The sequence below is a fragment of the Enterococcus sp. AZ080 genome, assembly GCF_051714945.1.
GTDB lineage: Bacteria > Bacillota > Bacilli > Lactobacillales > Enterococcaceae > Enterococcus_B > Enterococcus_B pernyi.
The window spans coordinates 936,833-963,244 of sequence record NZ_JBIOSV010000001.1 but is presented as its reverse complement, the minus strand read 5'-3'; the positions used below and the strand labels follow the sequence as shown (position 1 = coordinate 963,244).

Annotated in this window: 25 protein-coding genes; 5 read left to right on the top strand and 20 right to left on the bottom strand. The window is 38.1% G+C overall.

Annotation, left to right across the window (positions count from 1 at the left end):
• Positions 1-4: 4 nt before the first annotated feature.
• The 4 genes from fabD to fabT form a co-directional block, all read right to left on the bottom strand.
• Positions 5-925 (bottom strand): ACP S-malonyltransferase, encoded by a 921-nt coding sequence (gene fabD / locus IGK01_RS04510; RefSeq protein WP_062806246.1) that lies wholly within the window; start codon positions 923-925, stop codon positions 5-7.
• Positions 926-1,034: 109 nt separating this feature from the next.
• Complete coding sequence (locus IGK01_RS04505) at positions 1,035-1,259, bottom strand: acyl carrier protein (protein ID WP_010735877.1); 225 nt, start codon at positions 1,257-1,259, stop codon at positions 1,035-1,037.
• Between the two features lie 54 nt (positions 1,260-1,313).
• Positions 1,314-2,276 (bottom strand): beta-ketoacyl-ACP synthase III, encoded by a 963-nt coding sequence (locus IGK01_RS04500; protein WP_010735878.1) that lies wholly within the window; start codon positions 2,274-2,276, stop codon positions 1,314-1,316.
• A 9-nt stretch (positions 2,277-2,285) separates the two neighbouring features.
• The gene (gene fabT / locus IGK01_RS04495; RefSeq protein ID WP_010735879.1) at positions 2,286-2,726 is read right to left on the bottom strand and encodes a fatty acid biosynthesis transcriptional regulator FabT; all 441 of its coding nucleotides are present in this window, start codon (positions 2,724-2,726) and stop codon (positions 2,286-2,288) included.
• A gap of 309 nt (positions 2,727-3,035) precedes the next feature.
• Here fabT and IGK01_RS04490 point away from each other — a divergent pair, with 309 nt between their 5' ends.
• Entirely contained in the window at positions 3,036-3,992 is a 957-nt protein-coding gene (locus tag IGK01_RS04490; RefSeq protein WP_010735880.1) for a GIY-YIG nuclease family protein, read from the top strand.
• A gap of 30 nt (positions 3,993-4,022) precedes the next feature.
• Here the strand turns inward: IGK01_RS04490 and IGK01_RS04485 are convergent, their stop codons facing one another.
• The 6 genes from IGK01_RS04485 to IGK01_RS04460 all read right to left on the bottom strand — a co-directional run bounded on the left by IGK01_RS04485 (position 4,023) and on the right by IGK01_RS04460 (position 9,759).
• Complete coding sequence (locus tag IGK01_RS04485) at positions 4,023-4,253, bottom strand: YkuJ family protein (RefSeq protein WP_010735881.1); 231 nt, start codon at positions 4,251-4,253, stop codon at positions 4,023-4,025.
• Positions 4,254-4,338: 85 nt separating this feature from the next.
• Positions 4,339-5,226, bottom strand: a complete 888-nt coding sequence (locus tag IGK01_RS04480; protein ID WP_194179750.1) for an NAD(P)-dependent oxidoreductase — start codon at positions 5,224-5,226, stop codon at positions 4,339-4,341.
• An 87-nt stretch (positions 5,227-5,313) separates the two neighbouring features.
• Positions 5,314-6,537 carry a glycosyltransferase family 4 protein gene (locus IGK01_RS04475; protein WP_010735883.1) on the bottom strand — a complete coding sequence of 408 codons (1,224 nt, stop codon included), beginning with the start codon at positions 6,535-6,537 and terminating at the stop codon, positions 5,314-5,316.
• A gap of 23 nt (positions 6,538-6,560) precedes the next feature.
• The gene (locus IGK01_RS04470; protein ID WP_010735884.1) at positions 6,561-7,601 is read right to left on the bottom strand and encodes a glycosyltransferase family 4 protein; all 1,041 of its coding nucleotides are present in this window, start codon (positions 7,599-7,601) and stop codon (positions 6,561-6,563) included.
• Positions 7,602-7,765: 164 nt separating this feature from the next.
• On the bottom strand, positions 7,766-9,493 hold the full coding sequence (gene ptsP / locus IGK01_RS04465) for a phosphoenolpyruvate--protein phosphotransferase (protein WP_010735885.1): 1,728 nt from the start codon (positions 9,491-9,493) through the stop codon (positions 7,766-7,768).
• Entirely contained in the window at positions 9,493-9,759 is a 267-nt protein-coding gene (locus IGK01_RS04460) for a phosphocarrier protein HPr (protein ID WP_002287602.1), read from the bottom strand. Before IGK01_RS04460 ends, ptsP begins: the two co-directional genes overlap by 1 nt.
• A 541-nt stretch (positions 9,760-10,300) precedes the next feature.
• Here IGK01_RS04460 and IGK01_RS04455 point away from each other — a divergent pair.
• Together IGK01_RS04455 and IGK01_RS04450 are read left to right on the top strand one after the other, a co-directional pair.
• Positions 10,301-12,538 carry an ATP-dependent Clp protease ATP-binding subunit gene (locus tag IGK01_RS04455; protein WP_409173781.1) on the top strand — a complete coding sequence of 746 codons (2,238 nt, stop codon included), beginning with the start codon at positions 10,301-10,303 and terminating at the stop codon, positions 12,536-12,538.
• 193 nt (positions 12,539-12,731) lie between these two features.
• Positions 12,732-13,052, top strand: a complete 321-nt coding sequence (locus tag IGK01_RS04450) for a DUF1827 family protein (RefSeq protein WP_010735887.1) — start codon at positions 12,732-12,734, stop codon at positions 13,050-13,052.
• A gap of 18 nt (positions 13,053-13,070) precedes the next feature.
• Here the strand turns inward: IGK01_RS04450 and IGK01_RS04445 are convergent, their stop codons facing one another.
• The 4 genes from IGK01_RS04445 to IGK01_RS04430 form a co-directional block, all read right to left on the bottom strand.
• The gene (locus tag IGK01_RS04445; RefSeq protein WP_010735888.1) at positions 13,071-13,292 is read right to left on the bottom strand and encodes a hypothetical protein; all 222 of its coding nucleotides are present in this window, start codon (positions 13,290-13,292) and stop codon (positions 13,071-13,073) included.
• Between the two features lie 230 nt (positions 13,293-13,522).
• Complete coding sequence (locus tag IGK01_RS04440; RefSeq protein ID WP_010735889.1) at positions 13,523-15,103, bottom strand: peptide chain release factor 3; 1,581 nt, start codon at positions 15,101-15,103, stop codon at positions 13,523-13,525.
• Positions 15,104-15,348: 245 nt separating this feature from the next.
• Positions 15,349-16,725: a hemolysin family protein gene (locus IGK01_RS04435; protein ID WP_010735890.1), complete on the bottom strand. Its 1,377-nt coding sequence runs from the start codon at positions 16,723-16,725 to the stop codon at positions 15,349-15,351.
• Between the two features lie 126 nt (positions 16,726-16,851).
• A complete protein-coding gene (locus IGK01_RS04430; protein WP_023519400.1) occupies positions 16,852-17,976 on the bottom strand; it encodes an AI-2E family transporter in 1,125 nt (374 codons plus the stop codon).
• 135 nt (positions 17,977-18,111) lie between these two features.
• Between IGK01_RS04430 and IGK01_RS04425 the strand changes: the two genes are divergently transcribed.
• A complete protein-coding gene (locus IGK01_RS04425) occupies positions 18,112-18,546 on the top strand; it encodes a GNAT family N-acetyltransferase (RefSeq protein WP_023519399.1) in 435 nt (144 codons plus the stop codon).
• A gap of 60 nt (positions 18,547-18,606) precedes the next feature.
• Here IGK01_RS04425 and ntdP read toward each other — a convergent pair whose 3' ends face one another.
• The 3 genes from ntdP to recX form a co-directional block, all read right to left on the bottom strand.
• Positions 18,607-19,140 (bottom strand): nucleoside tri-diphosphate phosphatase, encoded by a 534-nt coding sequence (gene ntdP / locus IGK01_RS04420; protein WP_010735893.1) that lies wholly within the window; start codon positions 19,138-19,140, stop codon positions 18,607-18,609.
• 92 nt (positions 19,141-19,232) lie between these two features.
• Positions 19,233-20,417, bottom strand: coding sequence for an A/G-specific adenine glycosylase (mutY, locus tag IGK01_RS04415; RefSeq protein WP_010735894.1), 1,185 nt, complete (start codon positions 20,415-20,417; stop codon positions 19,233-19,235).
• Entirely contained in the window at positions 20,410-21,210 is an 801-nt protein-coding gene (gene recX, locus IGK01_RS04410; protein WP_349520054.1) for a recombination regulator RecX, read from the bottom strand. The genes mutY and recX overlap by 8 nt, the downstream gene beginning before the upstream one ends.
• 105 nt (positions 21,211-21,315) lie before the next feature.
• Between recX and rlmD the strand changes: the two genes are divergently transcribed.
• Positions 21,316-22,692: a 23S rRNA (uracil(1939)-C(5))-methyltransferase RlmD gene (gene rlmD, locus IGK01_RS04405; protein ID WP_224434613.1), complete on the top strand. Its 1,377-nt coding sequence runs from the start codon at positions 21,316-21,318 to the stop codon at positions 22,690-22,692.
• Positions 22,693-22,807: 115 nt separating this feature from the next.
• Here rlmD and IGK01_RS04400 read toward each other — a convergent pair whose 3' ends face one another.
• The 3 genes from IGK01_RS04400 to IGK01_RS04390 form a co-directional block, all read right to left on the bottom strand.
• On the bottom strand, positions 22,808-23,524 hold the full coding sequence (locus IGK01_RS04400) for a YcjF family protein (protein WP_010735897.1): 717 nt from the start codon (positions 23,522-23,524) through the stop codon (positions 22,808-22,810).
• A gap of 214 nt (positions 23,525-23,738) precedes the next feature.
• On the bottom strand, positions 23,739-24,317 hold the full coding sequence (locus IGK01_RS04395; RefSeq protein WP_010735899.1) for a lytic polysaccharide monooxygenase: 579 nt from the start codon (positions 24,315-24,317) through the stop codon (positions 23,739-23,741).
• 364 nt (positions 24,318-24,681) lie between these two features.
• Positions 24,682-26,232, bottom strand: a complete 1,551-nt coding sequence (locus tag IGK01_RS04390) for a fibronectin type III domain-containing protein (protein ID WP_438840518.1) — start codon at positions 26,230-26,232, stop codon at positions 24,682-24,684.
• Positions 26,233-26,412 lie beyond the last annotated feature (180 nt).

Below are 26,412 nucleotides of genomic sequence, written 5' to 3'. Positions count from 1 at the left end.
CCTCCTATGACAATCGATTGATTGTTTCTTCAAATGTTTGTTGATTCTCCACACGTGCAACGGCGATCGACTTGTCGATTTTTTTCATAAAGCCACTTAATACTTTACCGGGCCCGACTTCGACCACTTGGTCGATTCCTAAATCTTTAAGTTTTTCGATACTTTCGTAAAAACGAACGGGTTTCATGACTTGTTGTTCAAGTAAACCTAGGATTCTTTCTTTCGTCATGATCTCTGTCGTGGTGTTGCTGATCACAGGTATTTCAGGTTCTGAAAAAACGATCTTGCTTAGTTCCTCCGCTAATTGTCTAGCAGCAGGTTCTAAGATTGCTGTATGGAAAGGGCCACTTACATTGAGTGGGATCATTCGTTTGATCCCTTGTTCTTGTAATAGTGCTACCGCTTGATCCACTGCTTTTTCTTCGCCTCCGATGACGATTTGCTGGGGTGTATTGTAATTTGCAGGGGAAACGATCCCCATTTCTTCCGCCTGCTTACAACAGCTCTCGATAACATCTACCGGTGCATTCATCACAGCTACCATTTTCCCACTACCGGTAGGTGCAGCGTCTGTCATAAACGTGCCTCTTTTTTCGACCAATGCGACTGCTTCACTAAAGGAGAGCGCACCACTGGCTACTAAAGCAGAATACTCACCTAAACTAAGCCCTAAAACGGCTTGAGGAGTGATCCCATGTTCTTTCAGCAAACGATAGAACGCAATGCTGACAGTTAAAATAGCTGGTTGCGTATAGATCGTTTGATCCAAACGTTCATTTGTTGAAAAACAAAGCTCCGCCATATCATAGCCTAAGATCTGACTAGCTTCATCAAAAGTCTGTTTCACGATGGGTTCATGGTAGAGGTCTTGACCCATTCCTTGGTATTGTGCACCTTGTCCGCTAAATAAAAATGCTGTTTTCATCATAGTCTCCAATTTATATTCAGGATAGATAGCTTTTTGTTTCATTTAAAAAAAGGCTAAGACATTCCTTTTTCGGAAAATGTCCCAGCCCCCAACCTAATCTTGATGATTATGCAGTTTGTTTTTCAACATAAGTGACTAAATCTTGAACTGTTTTGATGCCGTCTTCTGTTTCGATTTTCACATCAAATTCATCTTCGATCTCGTTGATGATTTGGAATAAATCCAAGCTATCTGCTTCAAGGTCTTCTTGGATGTTTGTCGTTAATTTGATTTCTTCTGTGTCTTTCCCTAATTCTTCCGCAATGATTTCTTGAATTTTTTCGAATACCATATGATAATTCCTCCGATATTGTTTCTTTATTTTATATTTTTTATTTTTATCAGTTTATAGTTCCATGAGGATACTTCCCCATGTCAATCCTCCACCATAACCTGTAAATACCACTTTTTGTTTTTGACCTAAGGTAATTTTTCCGCTTTCTATCGCTTCATCTAAAAGAATCGGGATGCTTGCTGCGGAAGTATTGCCATATTTATCCATGTTCGTTAGGAATTGCTCCTGGGGAATTTTTACCTTGCGAGCAATCTTTTCGATGATTCGTAAGTTCGCTTGATGCAAAAGCAGATAATCAACAGGTGTGTCTTGAATGAGTTCCTTGATGTTCATCGCGACGTCTCTTACAGCAAAGTCAAAAATATCCCGTCCAACCATTTTTAAATAGTAAGAACCTTCTGAATCTTTCGTGTATAAAGGCGATTGATTTGGTAGATAGCCAGAAGTAAGAGATTGCGCACGCGAACCATCTGCCGCTAGCGATTCTCTCAATAATTTTTGATCTGAGCCAGCTTCTAACAAAATCCCACCAGCACCATCACCAAACAAGACAGCGGTTGAACGATCCGTCCAATCGATCAGTTTAGATAATGTTTCGCCACCAATTACTAAACCTTTCATTGAGCCACAGCGAATCAGTTTCTCTGCAACACTCAAGGCATAAACAAATCCTGAACATGCGGCGCTGATATCAAAGGCGATTGCTTTGGTTGCGCCGATCCTTCCTTGAACTAAAGTTGCGACAGAAGGCGATGTATAATCAGGCGACATCGTAGCAACGATAATAAAATCGAGTTCCTTTGGATCGAGTGTTTTTTTCTTTAGTAATTTTTCGGCAACGAGGTAACACAAATCGGAAGTCTCCTGCTCGGTCACACAATGTCTCTCTTTGATTCCTGTACGGGATGAAATCCATTCATCCGAAGTGTCCATCATTTTTGAGAGATCATCGTTTGTGATGATTTTTTCCGGTAAGACACTTGCCGTTGCTGTGATCGTTCCAAATTGTTCCATTAAACTTCCTCACTTGTAATCTCGCAAGAAATCATGCAAGTTTTTCAATGCAGACAGCAAAGCTTGTTGTTCGTCGGTAGCCATACCATCCATAATGTTTTTGACCATTTCACGATGGAAATGCTGATGCACGCGGTAAAGTAACTTACCTTTTTTGGTCAACCCCAGCTTCACCACTCGTCGGTCGTCTTCACTACGGATACGCTCAACGTAGCCTTTCCTAACTAACTTGTTGATAGCAGTGGTCAAGGTCCCAACAGTAATCGACAGTTCTTTGGCTACTTCTGAAGTTGTCTTTTTCTTGTACATACCGATTGCCTCGATCGTATGCATCTCTGTAATCGACAGATCTTTGAATTGTGACTTTTTTAATTCGGATTCTTCGATCGTCAAAATATCATTGAAGACACTAACGAGATAATCATTTACTGTATTAAAATCAGGTTCCATGTTCCACCATCCACTAAAATTAGTTTGATTATCAAATCTTTTGATGTTCAAACTATATCTTAACTTTTTTCAAAATGCAACCTTTTAACTAGATTTTTTTGCATTATTAATTTTTTTTAATTTTAATTTTATGACAAAATGCTTTAATATCAACCTTTCAACCTCTAAAAATTAAAATAAAAGAATAAAAAAATATTTTGATTATCAAAGTATCTCTATAATTTATTTATAAAATATAATCCCTTTTATTGTTCATTTTTTTAAATCTGTTATAATCTTTTTAGTTCAAATTCAATTAGAGGAGCGCTTATGCACTTAAAAGAGAAAGTAAAAAACCTGCCTTTATTACCTGGTGTTTACTTGATGAAAAACAGCGATGGAAAAATTATTTATGTGGGGAAAGCTAAAAATTTAAAAAATCGCGTAAGTACGTATTTTCATCAAAATAAACAACACTCGAAAAAAGTCTTGCGCTTAGTTCGTTCGATTGCAGATTTTGAGATCGTTGTCGTTGATACTGAACTAGATGCCTTATTATTAGAGTGTCAATTGATCCAACACTATCGTCCTATCTACAATCGTCGGATGAATTATTTTGACAACTATAACTATTTACATATTCAATCCGATGGTCTTTTTCTCACGAATATACCTACCGCAAGAACTTATGGCCCTTTTCGTCTTTATAAAAAAATGCCTAGTATCCTTCGAATCATCGAAGAAAACTATCAAATGCCTTGGCTTTCTGAAATCAGTCATTTGGCGTTACAAGTTCAACTTCCTGAAATGAAGGCATTGAGCTTTGATCAAAAAAAGAAAGAGATCCAAGGTCTATTGCAAGGAAGAAACAAGAAATTGTTAGGCTATTTAAAAAAACGACAATTACATTTTGTTAACCAGCTTAATTTTGAGAAGGCGGCTATTCTGCAACGAGATATCGAATTGATCACGTACTTTACTGGTCGGATACAAGAACAAAAAAAATTTTTACGAACACCGAGAATCACATTGAGCATGCCGTTAGCTAGCGATGAGACCAAGATCAAGCATTTCTTGGTTTCCTACGGACAAGTGGCTGATACAACGATCACAGAACCTGGACAAACGCCTCATTTCTATTATGAAAAAGACAACAGGTTGTCACTCAAGCGACAACTGTCTCAAGAAGAAATCGATCCTGTTCAAATCTTGATCAGCTACCAACGTAAACTGGCAAAAGACGAACAGGAAACAAAAAAAGAGTCTGGAATCCAACGCATTGGTTGAATCCCAGGCTCTTTTAGCTAGCTCGAAATCTTATTGAATCAAATCATAGATCTCCATCGCAACGATATCGATATTGTCGAATTCGTATTGTTGATGTGTGTCTGTTTCAGTTAGTTCAAATGTTTCTGTCGCTTTATCATAAGTTACGGTGCATTTTTCTACGCCCTCTTTTTCAAAACGACGAACTTGCAGCTCATTGTCTGCTGATTCGACCATAGCCTCCAGTCGTTTAATGATTGCGACTAATTGTGAATGTGCCATCGGAGGTCCTCCTTTTCTTAGTTCTGTTATATTGTATCAAAAGCATCGTCGACTTGCATTGATTTTCTCCAAAAAAACTAGTTTTTTAGGATTTTTTTTTCGGCTGTCTGCCATCTTCCCACCAAAGCTTGATCAATGCTTGTGTTCCATCGTTCTCAAAACCCTTTTCTGCTAACTTCTCATACAGCTTTCGGGCTTCTTTGGTCGCTGGTAAGTCCAACCCTACTTTTTCTGCTTCGGCTAAAGCAATCTTCAAATCTTTGATAAAATGTTTGACAAAAAATCCTGGTGTATAGTTCTCTTGTAAAATACGAGGTGCATAATTACTTAATGACCAGTTTGCCGCACTACCGCCTGAAAGCGTGGCAATCACTTTTTCTAAGTCTAAGTCAGCTTTCTGTGCATAAACAAGCATCTCTGTCATACCAGTCATTGTTCCGGCAATCATGATCTGGTTTGCCATTTTTGTATGTTGTCCTTTTCCAGCTGAACCATGTAACGTAAATGTTGTTCCAAACTCACGAAATAGTGGTAATACTTGCTCGTAGGCATTCTCTTTTCCACCCACCATGATCGTTAAGGTGCCATTTTTTGCACCTAGATCGCCTCCTGATACAGGGGCATCTAAGGCATCCGCTCCAAGCTCTTGTGCGCTTGCTGCAATTTTTTCAGCAAGTGTTGGCGTACTTGTCGTTAAATCTATGACTGTTTTTCCATTTATAGCTGCTTGGAAAATGCCTTTCTCACCATAATAGATTTCTTCCACATCTTGAGGATAGCCAACCATTGTAAAGATAACTTGGCTCATCTCAGCTACTTCTTGTGGACTATCTGCCCATACTGCCCCTTCTTCCATAAGTGGCGCAGCTTTTGCTTTCGTACGATTATAAACAGTCAGTTCGTGGCCAGCTTTTTGTAAATGACGAACAATCGCGCTTCCCATAACTCCTGTACCGATAAAACCAATTTTCATCTTTTGCCCTCCTAAACGATAAAATCCTTGTTTCTATGCTAGTATACGCTAGAAACAAGGATTTTTTTAGGATTATTCACTGTTTTTTTATCTTTTGAAAGAATTTAATTTAATTTTAATCCGTTCGATGGATGCTTCTTCTTCTTTTTTACGCATCTCTTCTTTGTAATACACAAGCATATCTTCATAAAATTCGATCATTGATTGACCAAAATGAGTAGCTGAGATCTCGTAAAGTTTCTTTTCAAAAACTTCTGGATCTTTTTCAACTTTGCTTTCAATATAATCAATAAGTGCAGGTGCAAAGTCTTCATCTCGTTCAAATGTTCGGCCAAGGGAAGCATGATCAAATAAACGATTCAAATAATCATTTCCTTCAACTACACATGGTGTACCAGCCGCCATTGCTTCTGTATACGTCAATCCTTGTGTTTCTGATGTCGAAGCACACACAAAATAATCAGCCGCACGATAATAGAACGCGACGTCATTGTTATCGACTTCCCCAGTAAATTGAACCGCATCAGCTAAATCCAGCGACGTGATCAGTTCTTTTAGTTGCTCAACATAAGGTCCGTTTCCGACTATGACTAGTCGTGCATCTGGATAGTGTTTGATGACTTCTGGAAACCCTTGGATCAACGCTTGGATATTTTTTTCGTAAGAGATTCGACTTAAAGATAAAATCATCAAGCCGTTTTCTTTAACTCCTAATGAGGTACGTAATTCGTTGATTTGTTCTTGTGTAATTTCTGGACGTTTGAATTTTTCGATATCGATCCCTGTTGGTATCACTCGTAATGGCGCTGTCACCCCATAGCTTCGCAGTGTTTCGATCACACGCTCACTTGGGCAAACCACACCTGTCGTATGGTTCACAAATAGACGAGATAAGTATTTGACATGGGATTGTCGAATCACTTTCCCTTTTGCAATATAATGCAGATAATCTTCATACATCGTGTGATACGTATGAATCGATGGGATCTTTAATTTTTTTGCGACCATCTTGCCAAGAACACCCGCTCCAAACTCAGTGTGCGTATGGATAAGATCTAACTCTAATTCTTTTGCCACTAAATAGGCGTACCACATTCCTCGTACCACTACTCGACGTTCTTTAAATGATACAAAAGGAACACTTGGCATACGAATTACATCTTTTTCTAACTTGTCTGCATTGGGATCTGTTGTCGTAAATATATACACGTCATGTCCCATTTTTTCGAGTTCTTCTTTTAATGTCTTGATCGATGTAGCTACACCACTTACCTGTGGAAAATAGGTATCGGTAAAAAAGCCGATTTTCATCTTTTTTCGCCTCCAAACTACCTTTATTTTGATTCTTGCATTTGTTCATCTGAAGAATCGGATGCCTTTAGCACTTGTTGATAAACGGATTGAAGTTTTTCACCAATTCTTTTGATACTTCGTTCTTCAGCCGTTTGATAGCCAGATTCAACTAAACTAGGTACTTCATGTTGAATGATTTTTTGAATGAGTTGTGAAAACTCTTCATTGTTTCGCCCCATATAACAATTTTTTTGATCTTCAAGCCAACCATCATAGACTGGAATATCACGTACTAACACATTTTGTTTACTTGCTAAAGCTTCCAGTACGACAATACCTTCCGTTTCTTCATAAGAAGGGAAAAAGAACAAATCCGCTCCTGAGTAAGCTCCTTCGATGATCTCTCCTCGAATATAGCCTGGAAAAATGACATTATCGGGATGATCTTCTTTCACGATTTTTCGGATATTACTTGGGATCGAATACATCGGCACATGACCAAACCAGATGAATGTATATTCCGGTAATTGTTTGGCTATTTCAACAAAATCAATGATTCCTTTTCTTGCAAAGAACAGTCCTACACAAATAATCACTTTTTGATCAGGTGAAAGATTGAAATACTCCCTGAATTTTTGTTCTTTGACAGAGTCTGGTTGGTACTTTTCCAAATCGATCCCATTGGAAATCGATTGAATAGGTAAATCAATGCCATAACTTTGCAATAATTTTTTTGAATATGGGGTTGGTGTAATCAAGTAATCTGCCTTTTCATACAATCCGACTAAATATTTTTTTACAAATGGTGCTAATTGATTCGAACCGATAAAGGAATTTCGAAAATCTTCCTCCGTTGAATGCGCATGATAAATAATTTTTTTACCGTTTTTACGCGCTTTGTTGACCATGTTATGACTATTGATACCATATGTATTGATGTGCAAAATATCATAGTCTTCCTTACTATCTAAAGTATAGGAGATCCCTACATCTTTAAGCGCACGCTTTTGATGATCAAGTGCACGACCAATGCCGGACTTAGAAAGTATCTTCTCACTTTCAAAATATAATAATACCTTCATCTACGTTCCCCCTCACTCTTATATTATAACACAGCGTGAAAGCTGTCACTCAACCTTAAGTCCGATTTTTTCCCAACAAACTTGTAAGTTTGGACAGAATTTTATTTATTATTGCAAGAAGACAAAAAAACAGGCACAGCAAAATACTGTGCCTGTTCCAAAAATCAAGCTAGATATTCATTCACAAGTTCTACGACTTCTTCCATTGTGTCGCACTCGTTTAGGGCACGATCCGCTAGTTCAGCCATTTTGCTTGTATCTAAACGTTTCATCAAGCTACGTGTTTTTAAGATCGATGTTGCACTCATTGAGAACTCATCTAATCCCATACCTACTAGTAAAGGAACAGCCATTTGATCGCCGGCCATTTCTCCACACATACCAGCCCATTTACCTTCAGCATGTGCTGCATCAATGACGTTTTTGATCAAACGTAGAATTGATGGGTTGTATGGTTGGTACAAGTAAGAAACACGTTCGTTCATACGGTCAGCTGCCATTGTGTATTGAATCAAGTCGTTTGTTCCTACTGAGAAGAAGTCTACTTCTTTAGCAAATTTGTCCGCAATAACGGCTGCAGCTGGAATCTCGATCATAATCCCTACTTGGATCGAATCAGAGACTTCAATGCCTTCATTTACTAATTTTTGTTTTTCTTCTTCAAAGATTGCTTTTGCACCACGGAATTCTTTTAGTGTAGCAACCATTGGGAACATGATACGCAAGTTTCCATGTACAGAGGCACGTAATAACGCACGCATTTGCGTACGGAACATATCGTCACCTTGTTCTGACAAGCTAATACGTAATGCACGGTATCCTAAGAAAGGATTCATTTCATGCGGCAATTGCAAGTATGGTAATTCTTTATCTCCACCGATATCCATTGTACGAACAACGACAGGTTTTCCTTCCATTCCTTCCAATACTGCTTTGTAAGCAACGTATTGGTCTTCTTCAGTAGGAAAATCTGGTGAATCCATATAAAGGAATTCAGTACGATAAAGTCCAACTGCTTCACCACCATTGTTGTGTACACCAACTAAATCTTTAGGTGTACCAATGTTGGCTGCTAATTCAAAGTGTTTGCCATCGGCAGTCACTGTCTCAGCATGTTTCAGTTTTTCCCATTCTGCTTTTTGTGCAGCATAATCTGCGCCGATTATTTCAAATTCGGCTTTTTGTTCTGCTGTTGGTTCAATGACTACATCGCCTTCAATCCCATTAACAGCTAACATTACGCCTTCTTTGACCTTCGCAGTGATTTCTTTTGTTCCAACGATTGCTGGAATTTCAAGAGAACGAGCCATGATTGCAGAATGCGATGTACGTCCACCGATATCTGTTACAAAAGCTTTTACGAAGTTACGATCTAATTGAGCAGTGTCACTTGGCGTCAAATCATGCGCCACGACAACAACTTCTTCATTGATCATTGAAGGGTTTGGTAAAGTCACACCTAATAGATGTGCTAAAATACGTTTTGCAACGTCACGAATATCTGCTGCACGTTCTTGCATGTAAGCATTATCTTCCATTGCTTCGAACATACCGATATACATATCCGTTACTTCTTTAAGAGCTGATTCAGCATTTACACTGTTATCTTTGATGTTTTGTTTGATTTGACCTATCATTTCAGGATCTGAAAGAACCATTAAATGTGCGTCAAATACTTGCGCTTCTGCTTCACCTAAGCTTTGCGCTGCTTTTTCACGAATTTGTTGTAATTCTTCAGTTGATTTTGCTAAAGCATCATCTAAGCGAGCTTCTTCAGCTGAAGTATCCTCAACTGTCGTCTTACTGAATGATAAATCCGGTTGAACTAGCAGGTAAGCTTTTGCAACGGCTACTCCGTCACTAGCGGCGATCCCTTTTAGCATTTCAACCATTATTCAGATAAGCCTTCTTTCTTCATTGTTTCAACGATAGCTGCCATAGCGTCAGCTTCGTCAGCACCTTCAGCAGTGATAGTAACGTCAGAACCTTGACCTACACCTAAAGACATAACGCCCATGATAGATTTTAAGTTTACTGATTTACCTTTATACTCTAAGTTTACATCAGAGTTAAATTTGCTTGCTGTTTGTACTAATAGTGTAGCTGGACGTGCGTGGATCCCAGTTTCTGCTACTACGTGAAATTCTTTCTTTTCCATATTAATCGGTCTCCTTTAAGTGAGTGTTGTTTTTATGTGAGGGTTTTCTTTTTTAGCAATCCATGATAGAACTAATCAGATGAACCCTTTCATCTGTAAAGATTACCATTTTTTTTCCTTAGATACAACAGTTTTCATTTAAATTGAGAGAAAATCCAATAAACTATTCTGTAGAACTGTTTCATGCATAGTGATGATTATTCCTGTTTTAATAAATTCCATGTTTTTTTATATCTCATAAATCGATTGACCAATCATGTTTGTCGAGTAATTGAACGATTCATGAAATTTCAGCTTTATCCCTACAAATTTGTCGACAACTTAAGGTTCTTACCCAAATGTTTTGTCACATTGTCTGAACAAAAGAATCAATTGCTTGCGTCAATTCAAAAAATTAGTATAATAAAATTAAATGGTCAGTAATGGTCAACGAGGTATGACTTTTACAAGTTTTGTTGATCGAGTGTTATTCTTTTACCCAAAGATAGGCGCGATGTAAAATAGACTTAATGACCAATGTTTGAAAGGACGTGAATGTTTTATGCTTTGTCAAAACTGTGGAAAAAATGAAGCAACGATTCACTTGTATGCGACTGTCAATGGCCAACGTACACAACTTGACTATTGTCAGAGCTGTTACCAAAAAATTAAAAATCAGCAAAATGGAGGTCTAACAAGTATGGCCCAAAATGATCCATTTGGCTTTGGTAGTCTGGACGATCTGTTTCGTTCGATGTCTCGTCAAATGCAACAACAAGGAAATTACGAACAAACACCCCCTACTCAATTTGGTGGGAACAACAACTTCAATGGTGGACAACCACCACAAGGACTCGCTTCAGATGGTCTTTTAGGCGAATACGGTATCAATATTACAGAAGAAGCACGCCAAGGTGAAATCGATCCAGTCATCGGTCGAGATGATGAAATCAAGCGCGTGATCGAAATCTTGAATCGCCGCACAAAGAACAACCCTGTATTGATCGGAGAACCAGGTGTCGGTAAAACGGCTGTGGTTGAAGGACTCGCTCAAAAAATCGTTGATGGCGATGTACCACAAAAATTACTAGATAAAGAAGTGATTCGCTTAGATGTTGTTTCACTTGTCCAAGGCACAGGAATCAGAGGACAATTTGAAGAACGGATGCAAAAACTGATCGAAGAAATCAGACAAGCAGAAAATGTTATTTTATTTATAGATGAAGTTCATGAAATCGTTGGGGCTGGTTCAGCTGGTGATGGTAACATGGATGCCGGAAACATATTAAAACCTGCGTTAGCTCGTGGCGAATTACAAATGGTTGGAGCAACGACATTGAATGAATACCGAATCATTGAAAAAGATGCTGCGTTAGAGCGCCGCATGCAACCTGTTCGTGTCGATGAACCTTCTGTAGATGAAACGATCAGTATTTTAAAAGGATTGCAAAAGCGCTATGAAGACTACCATCATGTCAAATACACAGATGCTGCGATCGAAGCTGCGGCTAGATTGTCCAATCGTTATATCCAAGATCGTTTTTTACCGGATAAAGCCATTGATTTACTGGATGAAACAGGATCTAAGAAAAACTTAACGATCCAAATCGTTGATCCAAAAATGATCGAAAAGAAATTGGGAGAAGCGGAAGAACAAAAGTTGTTGGCTTCTAAAGAAGAAGATTTCGAAAAAGCAGCTTATTATCGCGATCAAATCAATAAATTGAAAAAAATGCAAGAACGCCAACTTTCAGAAGAAGAAATCCCAGTAATCTCTGAAAAGGATATGGAAAAAATCGTTGAACAACGTACAGGCATCCCAGTTGGTGAACTGAAAGAAAAAGAACAAACTCAATTGAAAAACTTAGCGGACGACTTGAAAAAACATGTGATTGGGCAAAACGATGCGGTTGATCGGGTAGCCAAAGCCATTCGTCGTAATCGAGTTGGTTTAAGCAAGAAAAACCGTCCAATTGGTTCTTTCTTATTTGTTGGTCCTACTGGTGTTGGTAAAACAGAATTAGCGAAGCAACTAGCCTATGAATTATTTGGATCTGAAGAATCGATGATCCGTTTCGATATGTCAGAATACATGGAAAAACACAGTGTCGCAAAATTGATTGGTTCCCCTCCAGGCTATGTCGGCTATGAAGAAGCTGGTCAATTGACTGAAAAAGTACGTCGAAATCCGTATAGTTTGGTTCTGCTTGATGAAGTAGAAAAAGCACATCCAGATGTCTTGCACATGTTCCTACAAATCTTAGATGATGGACGTTTAACCGATGCCCAAGGTCGTACGGTCAGCTTCAAAGATACAATCATCATCATGACAAGTAATGCAGGAACTGGAAAAGTAGAAGCCAATGTTGGCTTTGGTGCTGCTCGTGAAGGTGTGACTCGTTCTGTCTTGAATCAATTGAACAACTACTTCACACCTGAATTCTTGAATCGTTTTGATGGAATCATTGAGTTCAGTGCTTTATCAAAAGAAAACTTGATGATGATCGTGACGCTTATGCTTGATGATGTCAACCAACTATTGGCGGCTCAACAATTACATGTGGACGTTCCTACAAATGTCAAAGAAAAGCTGGTTGATCTTGGTTACGATCCAGCAATGGGTGCCCGACCATTACGTCGGACGATCCAAGAACAAATCGAAGACGGCATTGCCGAATTCTATCTTGATCATCCAACGATCTCAGATCTTAAAGCAAAATTAGATAAAGACGACAAAATCGTCATTACTTCTAAACCTGAACGTTTAGTCAAAGAAGCAAACAATGAACCGACAGAATAATTTCACACTCAAATGGTAGAAAAAATGGAGCGGAGAGTTTGCCACTCTCCGCTTTTGTTTTTATATTTGGAAAAAAAGTAACGATTTTTTCTCGTCCGTTCATTTTTAAGAAGACAAAATGCTGTTCATTTTACTAAAAAAAAATTATAATTAATGTAAGTTATTTCTTAAATACATAAGAGAGGTGAGCGCCATGAAACTAGTTAATGTAACAAACAGTCATTCACGATTAGTTTTAAATCAGTTGGAAAATACAGATGCACATATGGTCAAGGTGTATACCGCAGGAAATACAACCGTTATTTATACAGAAGCTCCCGAGCACAACGAAATCGTCCTGATGAATGAAAATCGCAATATCCAACCAAAGGAAATTGAAGAAATCCAACATTACTTCTTAAAAAAAATCCATAACGCTGAGTACCATCCTGATGACATCCAAGTGATCGAGTTACCGGGCTTAGTAGAAATCTCTATTCCAAAAAGAAATTTAAATGCACCAATTGCTATGTAGAAAAAAATAAATCATGAATCAAAAGGGTTTTGTCGAAGGCACTTGGCATTCCCTTTTTTTCTTTTTACTATTTCCAACTTCCCTCCCCTTTACTGGTCGATCCGCTTGGATGATCGAGCGGATTTCATTGACGATCCGTTCATTTTTTTCCCAGTTCTCAATATCCAACATTTGACATACTCGACGCATTTTTGCTTTTTTTCTTTCAATACGCTGTTTTTTTTCGATTTCTGTTTCCATTTGATCCCTACTTTCTTTGCTTATTTTATATATATGTACGCAAAAATATTCTAATCTATTTTTTTATTTGTTTTTAATTGATTTTTTCAAAATAAACAAAAAAACGTTAAAATCCAACAAAAACACACGACAATTCACTGAAAACATGAATCGTTGTGTGTTCGTATTAATTTATATGCTAAATGAATATTTTTAAAGGAAACAACTGTACAGGTAATGGGAAGCACTGATTACATCAAACTTTTTAATTTTACGTTTGGATATTTGTCAGCAAACCAACGCTCTGCAAACTGATTCTCAAATAAGAATAGCGGTTGATCAAAGCGATCTCTCGCTAAGATATTACGACTTGAACTCATTTTCTCATCCAGATCTTCTGGCTCGATCCAACGGGCGATCTTGTTACCCATTGGCGACATGATCACTTCTGCATTGTATTCGTTCAACATCCGATATTGGAAAACTTCAAATTGTAATTGTCCCACTGCCCCGATGATGTACTCTTCGGTCACATAGGTTTTATATAATTGAATGGCACCTTCTTGTACCAATTGATTGATTCCTTTGTGGAATGATTTTTGTTTCATCACATTTTTAGCCGTTACTTTCATGAAAAGCTCAGGCGTAAATGAAGGTAATTCTTCATAAGCTACTTTTAGTTTTCCTTCATATAATGTGTCACCGATTTGATAATTTCCAGTGTCATACACACCAATGATATCTCCTGCCACAGCATTTTCAACGTTTTCTCTGGCATCTGCCATAAACTGCGTGACATTACTCAATTTCAATTTTTTGTTCGTCCGCTCTAATGAGACGTCCATTCCACGTTCAAATGTACCTGAACAGATTCGTACAAATGCAATACGATCTCGGTGAGCTGGATTCATATTGGCTTGGATCTTAAAGACAAAACCAGAAAACTCTTGTTCATACGGGCTGACTACTTGCTCTTCACGTGTTTTATGTCCATAAGGAGATGGCGCCAAATCAACGAATGTTTCTAAAAATGTCTGAACACCAAAATTAGTTAAAGCTGAACCGAAAAATACTGGCGTCTGCTCCCCACGTGCAATTTTTTCTTCATTAAAGGAATCTCCGGCTTCTTTTAACAGCTCTACTTCTTCTAATACTTGCTCGTACAATGAATTATTTCTTAGTGGATGATCCTCCGGTAAGTGACCCTCTTCATCTAATTGAGCCAAGCGTTCATCTTGATAATTCTCAGGACGATAAAATTCTACTCGGTTATGATGGATATCGTATAATCCTTCCAATCCTTTCCCCATACCGATCGGCCAATTCATTGGGCAAGATTCGATATCTAATAACTCTTCTAATTCTTCTAATAGATCAAGCGGTTCTCGACCATCTCGGTCCAACTTATTGATGAAGGTGAAAATAGGAATTCCTCTTCTTTTGACTACTTGGAAAAGTTTTTTCGTTTGCGCTTCAATCCCTTTTGCGCTATCGATGACCATGACCGCACTATCGACCGCCATCAACGTACGATACGTATCTTCTGAAAAGTCCTCATGCCCAGGGGTGTCTAGAATATTGACTCTTTTTCCGTGATAATCAAATTGCATCACTGAACTGGTAACAGAAATCCCACGTTGTTTTTCGATTTCCATCCAGTCAGATTTTGCAAAATTACCTGTTTTCTTTCCTTTGACCGTTCCTGCTTGGCGAATCGCACCACCGAATAAAAGCAGTTGTTCGGTGATCGTTGTTTTTCCCGCATCCGGATGGGAAATGATCGCAAATGTGCGTCGATTGTCCACTTGCTGTTTTAATTCTGGATTGTTCATAAATTTACTCCATTCTTCATTTGTCTATTGCTTCATAAAAGAGAACCCCTTCGACTATTCGATAGTTCCTCTATCCTTTTCTTCAACTCAAATAGTATAGCATGGATATTCAATTTGAAAAAGTAAGCGAAACAGTTTTACTTTTTCTTTTCATTTGATATCTCCAAAAAAAGAACAGATACATCACTTCAGAAAGCAAGTAATATATCCGCTCTTCGTTTCGTTAAAAGATCATCGAAGGTGCTTTATCTTCGTGGTTCGTCGTCTTCAAAATCTTTTTTGAAATAGCGACGTTCTTCTTCAGGCTCAGCTTCTATTTCTTCTGGATCATGGAAGATCACACGAATTTTGAGTACTCTAGAACCTTCCATTTCTTCAGAAATCAAGGTAATGTTTTCAACATCAAATGAAAGTTTTTCTCCTTCATCGGGAATCATGCCTAAAGCTGTGATCAAGTAGCCGGCCATCGTATCCACATCACTCATGTGGAGATTACTTTCAAACGCCTCATTGAATTCATCGATCAGCATTCGACCTTGAATGATGTATTCATAGTCACCGACTTGTTCGTAGAGATTTTCTACTTCATCTGATTCATCATCGATTTCTCCAACGATTTCTTCAAGTAGATCTTCCAAGGTCACTAAACCTACGACTCCGCCATATTCATCTAATAGGATCGCCATTTGGTTTTGTGTTTTTTTCATTTCATACAATAGATCATCAATAAAAATCGTTTCTGGAACAAAAAGTGGTTCCTGCATGATTTTTTTTATCTCTAAGTTTTCGAACCCAAATTTATGGGCAGCTTTTAATAAATTTTTCGTATGAAGGATTCCGACAACTTTATCTTTGTCTTCATTATAAACAGGAATCCTTGAGTAATTCTCCGATAGTACTTCGTTGACATTTTCTTCAATGGAGTCATTAATGTCGATCATAAAAGCATCTGTTCGAGGAACCATTACTTCCCTTGCAACTTTTGTGTCTAAGGAAAAGACACCTTGAAGCATTTCCAACTCTTCGTTGTTCAATACCCCTTCGTTTTCAAGCATATACCGCATTTCGTCGCGGGTCATCTTTGAATCTTCATCGTCAAAAGTCATTGGTGTTATCCGTGCCAGCAAGCTGGTAGATGCAGATAACAGCCACACGAAAGGTTTCGCTACGACACCGATCATTCGGATCATACCTGAGGTAAAATTCGCTACCTCTTCTGATTTATTCAAAGCGATCCTTTTCGGGTATAATTCTCCAAAAACAATCGAAACATAGGTCAAAATAGCCAGTACGATAATATTTGCAATACTTCTTGCTGCGGCACCGCCACCTAGTAGTGGGGCTAATCTTACGGATAAAGTATTAGCTAAAGATGCACCAGATAAAATATTGACCAAAGTGATTCCTACTTGGATAGTTGATAGGAAGTTATTTGGGTTCTGCAATATTTTTAAAAGCTTTTTAGATTTAACATCTCCTTCTTCCGCTTTTTGTTCGATCCGATTTTTATTGATCGATACAACTGCAATTTCGGAAGCTGCTAAAAAAGCATTGATCAATGTCAAAATGATCAATAATAAAATTTGCGCTAACAGCGACTGACTCTCAGGGTCAGCATTCATAATCGCATTCTCTCCTTATTCATTTAAATTTTTATTTTTTTAAAGAAAAAAACGTGGCTAAAGGTAGCCACGTTAAAATGGTATCATAAAGCGATTTTCTTTGCAATAAAAATAGCCATTCGATCATTAAGATTCAAGAGTCGTCGCGATTTTTTTCTTGTTCTCGTTTTGTTTATCTTCTTTTACGATCTTGACGACATAAGAAATGATTGTTTTGCAGATCGCATAAAAAGGTACACCTAGAAAAATCCCTAGTAAACCGGCAATGTTTCCCGCAACAAGTAAAACGATAATGATCGTTAGTGGATGGATCTTCAATGATTTACCAATGACATTCGGATAAATGATATTTCCATCTAGTTGCTGAACGATCAAAACGACTACACAACATAGCAATGCTTTGAATGGATCATTGAATACTGTCACTAAAAAGGCAGGAGCTAAACCTAAATATGGGCCTAAATAAGGAATGAGGTTGGTCAATCCAGCAATTACTCCGAAAAGGAAGGCATAGTCTACGCCTAGAGCAAAGTAACCTAGAAAGGTGAATGTACCAACGAATAAGCATTCGATTGCTTGGCCACTAATATAATTAGCTAACGTTTTATTCAACTGTCCTAACAACTCGACGATTTGTTCTCTTCGTTTTTCTGGAAAGAAACGTTTGATGTTCGGTACAAGTTTTTCGCCATCTTTCAACATGTAAAACAAGATAAACGGCGCGGTAATAATAACGATGGTCGCTGAAGCAATCGTTCCAACGATCGAACCTAAGCTATTAGATAAGCCACTCAGAAATTGTTGGATGATCGTGCCATATGAAATATCCAGTTGTTCAAAATATTTATTGATATCGACATCTTTGAATACGGACCATTGTGCAACTTCTGCTAACCAAGTCTCTACTTGGCGAATAAAGTTCGGCGTGTTAGAGGCCAAGGAAGATATTTGTTGGACTAAACTTGGGATGACACTTAACAAGATCCAGACCAGAGCGGCAACTAACAATAACAGTACAATTGCTACTGCCCAGATCCGTTTCATTTTTGTTTTCATCAATAATCCAACGATTGGATTCAAAATATAATATAAAAAACCAGCAATCAAAACTGGTGCAAATAATGTGGAGAAGAATGTCCCGATTGGTTGGAAGACAAAGCTGATTTTCGAGGAGACTAAGATCAATGTTGCTAAAATCAGCAATTCAAATGACCAGAACATCAACTTTGATTGTTTTAACTTATCGAACAAATAATTCACTTCTTTCCTTTTTTATGATAGTATATAACATTCTTTTGAAAAAATCTGTTATTTTTGATTTTATTTTATGCACTTTCCATTCCGATCACTTTACAGTATACTACTGAAAAGAAAGGTGGCTATTTGATGAAAGTAGTTCATACAAAAGATACGATGAGTCCGATCTATCTCGATGCTGTACGTATCAGAAACCAAGTCTTCGTTGTCGAGCAAGGTGTTCCCTTTGAGAGAGAAATCGATCAGGATGAAGCGCATTGTATCCATTTCGTCCTTTATACAGATGCACAGGAGGCGCAAGGTACTGTTCGTTTACTGCCACTCGAAAATGGCCAGATAAAAGTCCAACGTATGGCAATCCTTGCTGAATACCGTCAACAAGGTTTGGGGCAAGTCTTGCTAAGAGAAGCAGAGGCTTTTGCTAAAAAACAAGGATTTGATACGATAAAATTAGGCGCTCAACTGACTGCTATTCCTTTTTACGAGAAGCTTGATTATCAAGCCTACGGTGAAGTCTTCGAAGATGCGGGCATCCAACATCTCAACATGAAAAAAAACTTGTGAAGCATCCAAGTAAAAACAGTAAGCAAGATGAAGATTCCTTCACTTACTTACTGTTTTCGTTTACTTTTGCGACAATTGCTTGTAACGGTCATACCAAATATCAATATAGCCTTCTGAGAATGGGCCATCTCCATTATTGATCCAGTCAACCAAAATCTTCACGTTTTCTTTTAAAATGAAGTCAATATCACTTGGATAATTCATCATTTGACTGTGCATTTCATATTCATCGACATCTAACAAGCGCTTCTCGCCATCAGGAAAAACCTTGATATCTAAGTCATAATCAATATATTTTAATGCTTCATCATCTAATAAAAAAGGTGAAGCCAGATTACAATAATAGGAAACCCCCTTTTCTCTGATCATTGCTATTACATTGAACCAGTATTTTTTGTGAAAGTATACAATCGCTGGTTCTCGCGTCACCCAACGTCGTCCATCAGACTCTGTTACAAGAGTATGATCATTGACACCGATCATTGAATGTTCGCTTGTTTTCAATACCATGGTATCGCGCCACGTTCGATGCAATTTGCCGTCGTGTTTATAACTTTGGATCGTTACAAACTCTCCTTCTTTTGGAACTCCCATCGCAATCCTTCCTTAGCAACATTTTGTGCTTTGTGTTGGGGTGTTCATTACACCGACATCGTAATTATTATAGCAATAAAAATCATCTTTGCCTAGAAAGGATTACTATTGTTTCGATTTTTATCCAACTGCTCGACTAGCTTCATTTGTACTTTTGGGAAAACCACTTGTTCAAATGCTTCTGGTATCAGCCACTGCGTCTGTTTGCCAGTCTCAGATAGGTCTTTTTCAGTCTTAGGCAACCGACCATAAAACAATAAAACATGCCATTTCAAATGACTGAAGATATGCGTCACTTCCCCTAGATGCCTTTTTTGCCATACGATTTTGTCCGCATGAGCAAAAGGCAATACTGAAGCACCTTCTTCAGCGACTAAAACCTCATCGAACAAACTGATTTCGTTCTTAGGTTGCCAGTCTGCTTCTAGTTTTTCGTATACCTCTTTCGTTACTTCTACCATCGGAAATGTCCACATATCAGCCAGTAATTTTTGTTGATCTCGTTGTTCAAAATAAAATGCACCTTCTGCGTTTTCAATCGCTGCACAAACATAATAAACATCTCGCGGCTTTGCTTTTTTTGTTTTGACAGGATAGGCGGTTTGGATCCCTTTTTCTTTTGCTAAACAAAATGCTTGGATTGGGCATTCCTCACATTTAGGCGAGGTCGGCGTGCAGATTGCTGAGCCAAGATCCATCAATGCTTGATTGAACTCACCCGGATGCTCTTCGTCAATGATTTTCCGCATGGCTTGATCAAACACTTTGCGACTCGATGCTTTCGCAATATCTTCTTCAATACAGAACAGCCGACTAACCACACGCATGACATTTCCATCGATCGCTGGTTCAGGTAGCCCAAAAGCAATACTTGCGATTGCCCCTGTCGTATAAGGACCGATCCCTTTTAATGTACTGATTTCTTCCGGTGTTCGTGGCATCTTTCCGTCAAAATCTTCCATGATTTGTTTTGCAGCAGCTTGAATATTTCTGGCCCGTGAGTAGTAACCTAAGCCTTCCCAAGCTTTCAACAGTTTTTCTTCGGGTGCTTGCGCCAACGCTTCGATGGTTGGGAACCACTCCATAAAGCGATAAAAATAATCAATGACTGTATCGACTCTGGTTTGTTGCAACATGATTTCTGATATCCAAATACGATAAGGGTCTTGATTGTAACGCCAAGGGAGATTTCTCTTTTCAAGCTCATACCATTCAATAAAACGTTCTTGAAATTCTTTTGTTTTTTCTAAGGACCAGTTTTCCCATTCTCTACTCACTTGCTTCTTCTTCCTTTTCTAAAATAAAGCGCTGGATCATCTCAAAATCAAAGCCTTTTTGATAGAGACTCTGCTTTACTTTCATCTTTCTCTTTTGAGGTTCAAAGCGACTATTCTTACGCCAGATCTTCTCTCCTTGTTGTACTAAAAGCTCATATTCAACTTCTGGATCAGTTTCTTGAGGTAAGGTTTGCATCGCTTCTTGGATCACATCATTGGTAAATCCTTTTGTCATCAATTTCTGTTGGATATTCCGTAATAGATCCTTTTGACTTTTGGCACGATTTTTTTCGTAAGTCTTTTCCGCTGTTTGCCGTGCATTTTCTACTTGCTCTTCAAATGGGTACTGGCTTAAAGACTGCTCGATCACTTCTGGTGATAGCCCTTTTTGTTGCATTTGTTGTGCTAATTTTTTTGGTCCCTTGTCACTCAAACGCATATTCGTTCGGACGTAACTTTCACCAAACGTCAAATCGTCAACAAGACCTAATTCTTTTAGTTTTTCAACGATTTTATGACGATCTTCTTGTCCGATCTCTTTATCTTTTAAATAGATCCGAATTTCTTTTTCCGTTCGTAATTGGTAACTCAAATAATTTAATGCTTGTTGTAAACCAAAATCATAACCTGTACTTTTTTTGATTTCAGCTAATTTATCTTCTGTCAATTCTTGTCCTTTTAATAAACGATAGCGTACTAAAATATCTTCTGATACTTGTAGTGTTTCGCCATCTGATAGATTGATCTGATAAAAAGGCCCCTTGCCTTTACTGATTCTTGCAATAGAAAGCAAACTATCCCTCCTCGAACATATATTCCTATCATAACATAGAAAATCCCCAACTTTCGCTATAATATGTTAGAATATAGCCACATAATGATAAAAAGGGAGATACCTATGCCAGAAGCAATTGTTAAAAACGGCCAAACGATCACATTAAAAATCAAACGTTTAGGGATCAACGGAGAAGGAATCGGCTACTTTAAACGCATGATCGTCTTTGTTCCGTATGCCCTTCCTAAAGAAGAAGTCCTAGTGAAGATCACCAAAGCGACCCCTCGCTATGCCGAAGGACAACTCGTTAAAGTCAAAAAAACAAGTAGTGACCGTGTGACTGCTCCATGTCCAGTCTACTATGAATGTGGTGGTTGCCAATTGCAACATTTAGCGTACCATGCACAACTCGATTTCAAAAAAGATTTGCTTTTGCAGGCTTTAGAAAAATTCAAACCCGCCGGTTATCGTGAGTATCCACTTTTACCAACGATTGGAATGGAGGATCCATGGCGTTACCGGAACAAAGCGCAATTTCAATTGAGAAAAAATAAACAGACAGACAAAATCGAAGCTGGACTCTATCAAGCCAATTCTCATGACTTAGTGGCAATTACTGATTGTTTAGTGCAAGAGCCTGCGACACAAAAAGTGATGAATACAGTCGTCGATTTATTGAATAAATATGATTTACCGATTTATGATGAACGTGCGGATAGCGGAATTTTCCGCACGATCATGGTTCGAGTGGGTATACAGACAGGTGAGCTACAAGTTGTCTTTATCACCAGGAGTCAAAAATTCCCACAAAAAAATGCCCTGATTCGTGAGATCAATCAGCAACTCCCTGAAGTCGTTTCGATCATGCAAAACGTGCAACCTTTAAAAACCTCCCTCGTGATGGGTGACGAAACAAAACACCTTTGGGGAAAAGAAGCCATTGAGGAACGGATCAATGAAGTAACTTTTGATCTTTCACCTCGTGCCTTTTTCCAGTTGAATCCTCAACAAACAGAAGTCTTATACGGTGAGGGAATCAAAGCTTTAGCCATCCAACCAGAAGAAACGATCGTAGATGCTTATTGTGGTGTTGGGACAATTGGTTTGAGTGTGGCAAACAAAGCAAAAGAAGTACGCGGAATGGATACCATCCCCCAAGCCATTTCAGATGCACAGAAAAACGCACAACGATTAGGCTATGAGAATACTCGTTATGAAGTGGGTACGGCAGAAGAGCTCTTACCAAAGTGGTTGAATAAAGGCTTTCGTCCGGATGGGATCATTGTTGATCCGCCACGTACTGGTTTGGATGAGCAGTTGGTCCAAGCAATTTTAAAAAACCCACCGCAAAAATTAGTTTATATTTCTTGCAATGTTTCGACTTTAGCAAGGGACCTCGTCCAATTAGCGAAAGTATTTCACGTCGAGTATCTACAGTCTGTCGACATGTTCCCTCAGACAGCACGTTGTGAAGTCGTCGTGAAATTAACAAAAAAATAATTCAATAGCGCCAGCCAGAATCCTTATAAAAAATAAGCATTTTCCTTTACTTAATAGTCAAAACTATTTCCGAGGTCAATGCTTATTTTTTTATCCGATTATTTCTGATTAAACCTTATTTCATTTGTTTTTTTCGTTTCAATAAAGTAAAAAGTGTTTGAACTTGCCCTTTGAAAGACATGACATCATCAAAAATATCTTCGCCATCATTCAACATTTTTACTGTGATCCAGCCTAATGATTCGGTGATCGTACTAGCGACTGTTGCGTTGATCGCTGCACCAGCCACTGTACCTACTGCCGGAATGATCTTAATGATATTCCCTACTGCACTTCTACCTAAACTAACAACGATCAACTCTTTTGAGACACTTTTACCTAATGATTCAGACCATGATTGTCCAAATAACTTGTGGAGACGTCCCATCATCGTTAGCTGAACTGGTACAAGTAAAAAAGCATCTGAAAAAGGGATCGGTGAACAACCGATGATCGCCGCTGTCAAAGAGGCCGCATGAATCGTTGCATGGCATTTTCTACGTAAGGGTTCATCTACCCCTTTTAAGAATTCTTCAAATAAACGATCGAATTGTGTTTTACTCTTTGCTAATGTTTGTTCCGCTTTGCTTTTTGACGAATCAAAATTTCGTAAAATAGCTGCGGTTGTTTTTTGAGGAAGTCTTTTCATTGTTTCAGCGAAAAAGGAAGCAAATTCCTTTTGTTCCTCAGGTGTTTGCTCCAATGTTTCTTCTACTTTTGTTTCTTCGTTTTCGATTACAGTATCTTCAATCGATTCTTTGTTTTTCTTTTTTTTCCGTAAAAATTTTTTCATTTGATTTCCTCCGTAACCCTTCCCTTTTGGTATCCTTATTTCTATCATACAATACAACCTGAAGTTCGCCAAAAAATGGGATCATCATCGAACCTCGTCCTATTGATTTTAAATGGTTCGAACATACAAATAAACACCCATGAAGTGAAAATGAGAGTCACTTCATAGGTGTTCTTTATATGATCAGTTAAAAAGGTTTCTCTTCAAGGTTTTTCTATTGAACATTGACATCAATTACTTGATAGAACGCATTTGTTGTATCTGAAATATTCCAAACAGCTAAAATCACGTTGTAGCCTTTTCTATCTTGAGGAACAGTAATTGTTTGATTTACTGTTTTTGGCGGAACTGTTGCTTTATCATCGATTTTTGTAATCAATTCAAAATCGCTGAATTTCAAAGGTTGATTTTGGTTCCAACCTGGTTTTGTAATATAGTAATCCCAAGTACTTGTACGATGTTGTGCAGTTAAGTTCCAAGTGATATTCAAAGGACCAGCATTAATTACACTTTTATGCCAACGATTTGCTGTCTGTTCATCTAATGGTTCAAACCCACTAACACCTGCACTTGCGATTTTTCCATCAATAAATGTATTTTTAGGCGCTTCAATACTTTGTGGTTCCCATTGTGCGCGCCCAACGTTTTGATTCAAATTACCTGCAGCTGCTGTACCGAAATAGGCACGACTCCCTGGAGATGTTACATAACCATGTGCATAACCAGATGTACCAAAACCAAACAAACCTAACATAACAATTCCTACGAACATCATAATACTAAACTTTTTCATAACTGAACCTCCTATATTTGATAGGTTTATTGTAAACGTTTTCTAAAATAAAAACAAACATTATGCTTTTATAACTTTATCGCAGATAAGCTAATTTAAAACATCTAATAAAAAGATTGATTTAATAGGATTTAACTAGCAATAAGGATAGTTAATCACCTAAATGTTTCTATTGTACACTTAATATTTTCTTAATGTTTCAATATATATATTGTTTTTCCAACAAAAAGAAGAGAGCTTATTTAAGACTCTCTTCTTTTACACATCTATATAAATAATAACTTAAATATCATTTTACAATAGAAGTTATTAATAATTTTTACGATTTATCATTTTATCTATGGAGTAATAAGAAATCGCCGGATTATTTAGTCACAAGTCTCCATGGACCATAAGGACCAGATTCACTTGGAATATCGTTTTGTGTCCAATGTCTCGCTTCATAGATCAGCCCTTCATATGTAACACGCTCTCCACCTAAGTAAACTGTTGCAGGGTCCCAAGCGGGCAGAGTAGATTCTGATTCTTCAAGCGTAGTAAAAGTATAAGTTGCTGCATCCGAAACATTTCCAGAACGGTCTTCTGCAATCACTTCAACTGTGTAAGTCGTATTGCTCTTCAAGTTTTCAAAGGTATGAGAAACAGCCATTGTTGTCGCTGATACTGTTTCGCCTGCACCAGTTAATTTAAGGTTATAACGAGCAATGCGGTCATTATCCGTTGATGCCGTCCAATTGATACGCGCACGCTGTGTCGTAATGAAATCTGAACCTACATTTGTCGGTGTTGATGGATTTTGTGTATCTTCAGGCATCTCAGAACCATCTGTAAATCTTTGACCCACAGTTAAGAATTCATATTGATTTTTCACTTGCCCTTGTCCGCCATCTACTCTGGCATCACGATTCATTGACCAGTATGAGACCATACCGATTTTGCGTTCTTTGGCATGTTGTACAACTAAGTTGAACATATCTGTTGTAAAGTAAGGATGTTGTTCATTTTCAAATCCTACAGAAGGAGTCGTACCTAATTTTGCATAAGCTTGCTCATCCGTTAATGTTTTACCAGCGTATTGTTTGTAGTGATTTTTCAATTGGACCATTGTATTGTCTACCGCATCTAACGAACCTTGCGCATAGTCTGTAACACTTGATCCATAACACATCGTCATGATATTCACGTTAGTTAAGTCAACACCCGCTTCTAAATAAGCTTGCAAGACAGATAATCCTGTTGAGATCAATCCTGTAGGCATAACTGGTAATGTCAACGTCACGTCAACCCCAGTTGCATCTTGTAATCGTTTTACTGCTTTCGCATTTGCTAAATTTTCGTGGTACCCCATAGCAGCAGCTTCTACGTCAAAGTCAATACGTGTAAAACCATAACCTTGGATAACTTCCATGTAAGCATCATAAAGCATATCTTCATCTTGCGTTACTTCCCAGAAGGCACCAGAATTTAATCCGCCAAATGACACAGCTGCATCTCCGCCTACTTCTCTTAACTCACGGATCGATTGCTTGATTCCTTCATATTGCCATTGGTCACTATCACTTTCACTCAATCCATTGAAGCTTCCCCAAGCCCAATCAAGTTTCCCATTTTTGATCCCTTTAGCTTGCATAAACCCTAGATTAAAGAAACGCTGACCTGTTACTCTAGCAATTGCTGCCATATTCAAGGCACCTTTATTTGACAGTACTTCATCTGAAGTATACGCCGTGATATCTACGAATGGCGCTACGACTTGTTCTGGCCACTCGATTCCTTGACCTACACCAAAATCAGGTGTTGCGCGAACTGTTTGCACTGTTGCCGCTCCTTGCTCTTCATTTAAAAACAACGGTGCAACTAATAAGCTACACAATGCTGCTCCAGCTAATAATCTTTTTACACTTTTTTTCTTCATTTTCCAAACTCTCCCCATTCAACTAATTCATTTCCTTGTTCGTAATCGATTACAAATTTTATAATATCAGATAACTCAAAATAATATAACGAAAACAAAAAAGAAATTAAGGTTATTTAATCGTTTTATCCCCGTTTTATAGTTAAATAAAAAAGTAAAAACAAAAATGTTCGGTATTGC